The 4124-nt window shown below is 68.0% G+C and carries 5 protein-coding genes; all 5 read right to left on the reverse strand.

The features are described 5' to 3' along the window. A partial coding sequence (locus tag HC022_RS20465) for an FGGY family carbohydrate kinase (RefSeq protein WP_254885196.1) occupies positions 1 to 404 on the reverse strand: 404 nt, incomplete at its 3' end. Positions 405 to 411: 7 nt separating this feature from the next. Beyond that, on the reverse strand, positions 412 to 1878 hold the full coding sequence (locus HC022_RS20470; protein ID WP_167453645.1) for a mannitol dehydrogenase family protein: 1467 nt from the start codon (positions 1876 to 1878) through the stop codon (positions 412 to 414). A 13-nt stretch (positions 1879 to 1891) separates the two neighbouring features. Further along, entirely contained in the window at positions 1892 to 2665 is a 774-nt protein-coding gene (locus tag HC022_RS20475) for an L-iditol 2-dehydrogenase (protein WP_167453646.1), read from the reverse strand. Continuing rightward, a complete protein-coding gene (locus HC022_RS20480) occupies positions 2662 to 3663 on the reverse strand; it encodes an ABC transporter ATP-binding protein (protein WP_008883710.1) in 1002 nt (333 codons plus the stop codon). The genes HC022_RS20475 and HC022_RS20480 overlap by 4 nt, the downstream gene beginning before the upstream one ends. A 17-nt stretch (positions 3664 to 3680) precedes the next feature. Further along, on the reverse strand, positions 3681 to 4124 hold a 444-nt coding region (locus tag HC022_RS20485), incomplete at its 5' end, for a carbohydrate ABC transporter permease (protein ID WP_167453647.1).

The raw sequence follows: 4124 nt of genomic DNA on the forward strand, positions 1-4124 counted from the left end.
ATCCACATCAGCTTGGGCGCGGTGAAGCCGGGAAAGACGATGTTCCCCGACAACTCGCGCACCCCCGGGGTGGCGTCGAGTAGCGCCGCCTCGGCGTGGCTGCGGGTGTCGTTCCACAGGATGCAGGGCCGGATCACCCGGTTCCCGTCGTCGAGCGTCACCGCCCCGTGCATGTGTCCCGCGACGCCGATCCCGCGCAGGTCGGCCCATGCGGGCTGGCGGCGCAGCTCTTCGACGGCGCCTTCCAGCGCGGCGATCCAGTCGGCGGGGTCCTGTTCGGACCAGCCGCTGTGCGGGTGCTGCACCTCGTAGTGGCGCTCGGCCGACGCGACGGGGGTGCCCTCGCCGTCGGTGAGCAGGGCGCGCAGGCCCGAGGTGCCGAGGTCGATGCCGAGATAGCTCATGACGGGGTCAGGCCTTCAGGTAGGTTTCGAGCGTCGCCTGCGTGCCGCTGGTCCAGAGCCGGTCCAGCCAGTCCGCGAAGACCGCGCCGAAGGTCTCGTTCCTCGCCAGGTCACCGTAGACGGTGCGCTGTTCGAGCCAGGCGCCGGGGCGGCTTTTGGCGGCGTCGGAGAGCTCGGTCAGGCGGCTCCAGTTCGGGTCGTTGGGCTCGATGGTGCTGCCGTCCTCGAACTGTCCGGCGCAGTAGCGGCACCAGAGCGCGGATTCGAGCGCGAGTCCTTCGACAGAGGTGCCCGCCTTCAGCCCGTCGAGGATCGAGGGCACGATGAACTTGGGCTGCCGGTTCGAGCCGTCGAGGCAGAGCCGCCGGATGGTGTCCTTGACCGCCGGGTTCGAGAAGCGCTCGTCGATGAGCTCGAGATAGGCGGCGGGGGTGAACTCGGGCACCGCGTGGACGTGGGGCAGGACCTCGGTTTCCTCGACCTTGCGGAAGAAGGCGTGGACCAGAGGATGCGCCATGGCCTCGTCCGCCAGCTCGCAGCCGAGCAGGGCGCCGGAATAGGCGATGATGGCGTGGCCGCCGTTGAGGATGCGGATCTTCATCCGCTCGTATTCGTGGACCTTGTCGGTGAAGGTGACACCGACCTCTTCCAGCCGGGGGCGGCCCTGCGGGAAGTTGTCCTCGAGCACCCATTGCCGGAAGGGCTCGCAGGTGACCGGGACCGGATCGTCGAGCCCGTACTCGGCGGCAAGCGCGCGCTCGCGATCACCGGTGGCGGGGGTGATGCGGTCGACCATCGAGTTGGGGAAGGCGATGTTGCTTCCAATCCAGTCGGCCAGCGCCGGGTCTGAGAGCCGGGCCGTGCCGGTCACCGCGTCGCGGGTCACGTCGCCGTTGCCGGGGATGTTGTCGCAGCTCATCACGGTGAAGGGCGGGGTGCCCGCGTCCTTGCGGGCCCTCAGCGCCGCGACGATGGCGCCGAACACGGTCCTCGGCGCCTCGGGCGTCGCGCCGTCGGCGACGATATCGGGGTGCGTCGGGTCGAAGGTCTCGGTGGTCGGGGCGTCGTAGTAACCGCCCTCGGTCACGGTGAGCGACACGATGCGGGTGGCCGGGTCGGTCATCTTGGCGATCAGCGGGCCGTTGGTCTCGGCCACTTCGACGTAGTCGATCATCGAGCCCACGATGCGCGGGCTGGTGCTGCTGGCGGAGAGCTCGATCACCGTGGACAGGCAGTCCTGCGAGCGCAGCGCGTCGCGCATCCGCGCATCGGGCGCCCGCACCCCGGCGCCGGTCAGCGCCCAGTCGTGGTCGAGCCCGCGCCCGAAGAGATCGTCGAGATAGACCGCCTGATGGGCGCGGTGGAAGTTGCCGAGCCCCACGTGCACGATGCCGTGGCTCAGTGCCTTGCGGTCGTAGGCGGGCAGGGCGACGCGCTTGTCCAGCTCGCCCAGGGTTTCGTTGGCCAGTTTCATATTGTCGCCTCCGTCAGCTCATCCACTGACCGCCGTCCACGTTGTAGCACTGGGCGACGATGTAGTCGGCCTCGTCAGAGGCCAGGAAAATTGCCATGCCGGTCAGATCCCTGGCCGTTCCCATGCGGCCATAGGGGACGGCCTCGCCGACCTCTTTCTTCTTCTGACCCGGCGCCTTGCCCTCGTATTTCGCGAAGAAGGCGTCGACCCCGTCCCAGTGCTCGCCATCCACCACGCCGGGGGCGATGGCGTTCACGTTGATACCGTGCCGGATGAGGTTGAGCCCCGCCGACTGGGTGAGCGAGATCACCGCCGCCTTGGTGGCACAATAGACCGCCACCAGCGGCTCGCCGCGCCGTCCCGCCTGCGAGGCCATGTTGATGATGCGGCCCTTGATGCCGTGCTCGATCATGTGCCGGGCGACGGCCTGCATGGTGAAGAGCGTGCCGCCCACGTTGATGTCGAAGACACGGGCATAGTCCTCGCGGGTGATCTCGACCAGCGGCGCGGCGGTGAAGAGCGCCGCGTTGTTGATCAGCACGTCGATGCGGCCGAGCATGGCCACGGTCTCGGCCACGGCACTGTCGATGCTGTCCTGCCGGGTGACATCCATCTGCACCGCGATGGCGGAGGGGCCGAGCGCCTCGGCGGTCTCGCGTGCGCGCTCGATGTTGATGTCGGCGATGGCCACCCGGGCACCTTCGTCCACGTAGGCACGGGCGAATTCCGCCCCGATGCCCCGCGCCGCCCCGGTGATCAGCGCGCATTTGCCCGCCAGTCGCGTCATGCGCGCAGCCCCTGCTCGTTGAAGCGGTGAAGCTTGCTCTCGTCGGGGCTGAGGAAGATGCGGTCGCCGTGGCGCACCGGCAGCTCCCCGTCGACGCGGACGGTCACGGTCTCGGCAAGCCCGGTCTCGTGCACGTGCAGGAAGGTGTCCGAGCCGAGGTGCTCGGCCACGCCGACCACGCCGCTCCAGGTGCCGGTCTCGGTCGAGGCGGCGATGTGCTCGGGGCGGATGCCGATCTTGGTCGCGCCGTGCTGCTGCGCCGGGTTGCCGCCGAAGATGTTCATCTTCGGGCTGCCGATGAAGCCCGCCACGAACTCGTTGCGCGGCGTATGGTAGAGCTCGAGGGGCGAGCCCACCTGTTCGATGTTCCCGGCGCGCAGCACCACGATCTTGTCGGCCATGGTCATCGCCTCGACCTGATCGTGGGTGACGTAGATCATCGTCGTGGCAAGCCGCTTGTGCAGCTCCATGATCTCGAGCCGCATGCCCACGCGCAGCGCCGCGTCGAGGTTCGAGAGCGGTTCGTCGAACAGGAACGCCGAGGGCTCGCGCACGATGGCCCGCCCGATGGCGACCCGCTGGCGCTGACCGCCCGAGAGCTGCCCGGGCCGCCGGTCGAGGTAGTCGGTGAGGTTGAGCGCGGCGGCGGCGCTGTCGATGCGGCGCTTCTGCTCGTCCTCGGGCACGCCCGCCATCTTCATCGGGAAGGCGATGTTCTTGCGCACCGACATGTGCGGGTAAAGCGCGTAGCTCTGGAACACCATGGCAAGGCCGCGCTGGGCGGGGGCCTGTTGGGTGGCGTCCTTGCCGTCGATGCGGATCTGCCCCGAGGTCACGTCCTCGAGCCCCGCGATCAGCCGCAGCAGGGTGGACTTGCCGCAGCCCGAGGGGCCGACGAAGACCACGAACTCGCCGTCGTTGATGGTCAGGTCCAGCGGCGGGATGACGTTGACCTCGCCGAAGCTCTTGGTCACCTTGTCGAGGGTGATGCGTCCCATGTCTCTGGTCCTTTCCCTTACTTAACCGCGCCGAAGGTCAGGCCGCGGACGAGTTGTTTCTGGCTGAACCAGCCCATGATGAGGATCGGCGCGATGGCCATTGTGGAGGCCGCCGAGAGCTTGGCGTAGAACAGGCCCTCGGGGCTGGAGTAGGACGCGATGAAGGCCGTGAGCGGTGCCGCCTTGGCCGCAGTGAGGTTCAGCGTCCAGAATGCCTCGTTCCAGGCGAGGATGATGTTGAGCAGCATGGTCGAGGCGATGCCGGGCACCGCCATTGGCGTCAGCACGTAGAGGATCTCGTTCTTCAGCGATGCACCGTCCATCCGCGCGGCCTCGAGAATCTCGCCCGGGATCTCGCGGAAGTAGGTGTAGAGCATCCAGATGATGATCGGCAGGTTGATGAGCGTGAGCACGATCACGAGGCCGACGCGGCTGTCGAGAAGACCGAGGTCGCGGAAGAT

This window comes from Salipiger sp. HF18 (assembly GCF_011806505.1).
Lineage (GTDB): Bacteria > Pseudomonadota > Alphaproteobacteria > Rhodobacterales > Rhodobacteraceae > Salipiger > Salipiger thiooxidans.

Excerpts from the sequence above, each read along its gene's own strand:
- HC022_RS20470 (WP_167453645.1), bottom strand. The coding sequence starts at position 1,878 with ATGAAACTGGCCAACGAAACCCTGGGCGAGCTGGACAAGCGCGTCGCC.
- HC022_RS20475 (WP_167453646.1), bottom strand. The coding sequence starts at position 2,665 with ATGACGCGACTGGCGGGCAAATGCGCGCTGATCACCGGGGCGGCGCGG.
- HC022_RS20480 (WP_008883710.1), bottom strand. The coding sequence starts at position 3,663 with ATGGGACGCATCACCCTCGACAAGGTGACCAAGAGCTTCGGCGAGGTC.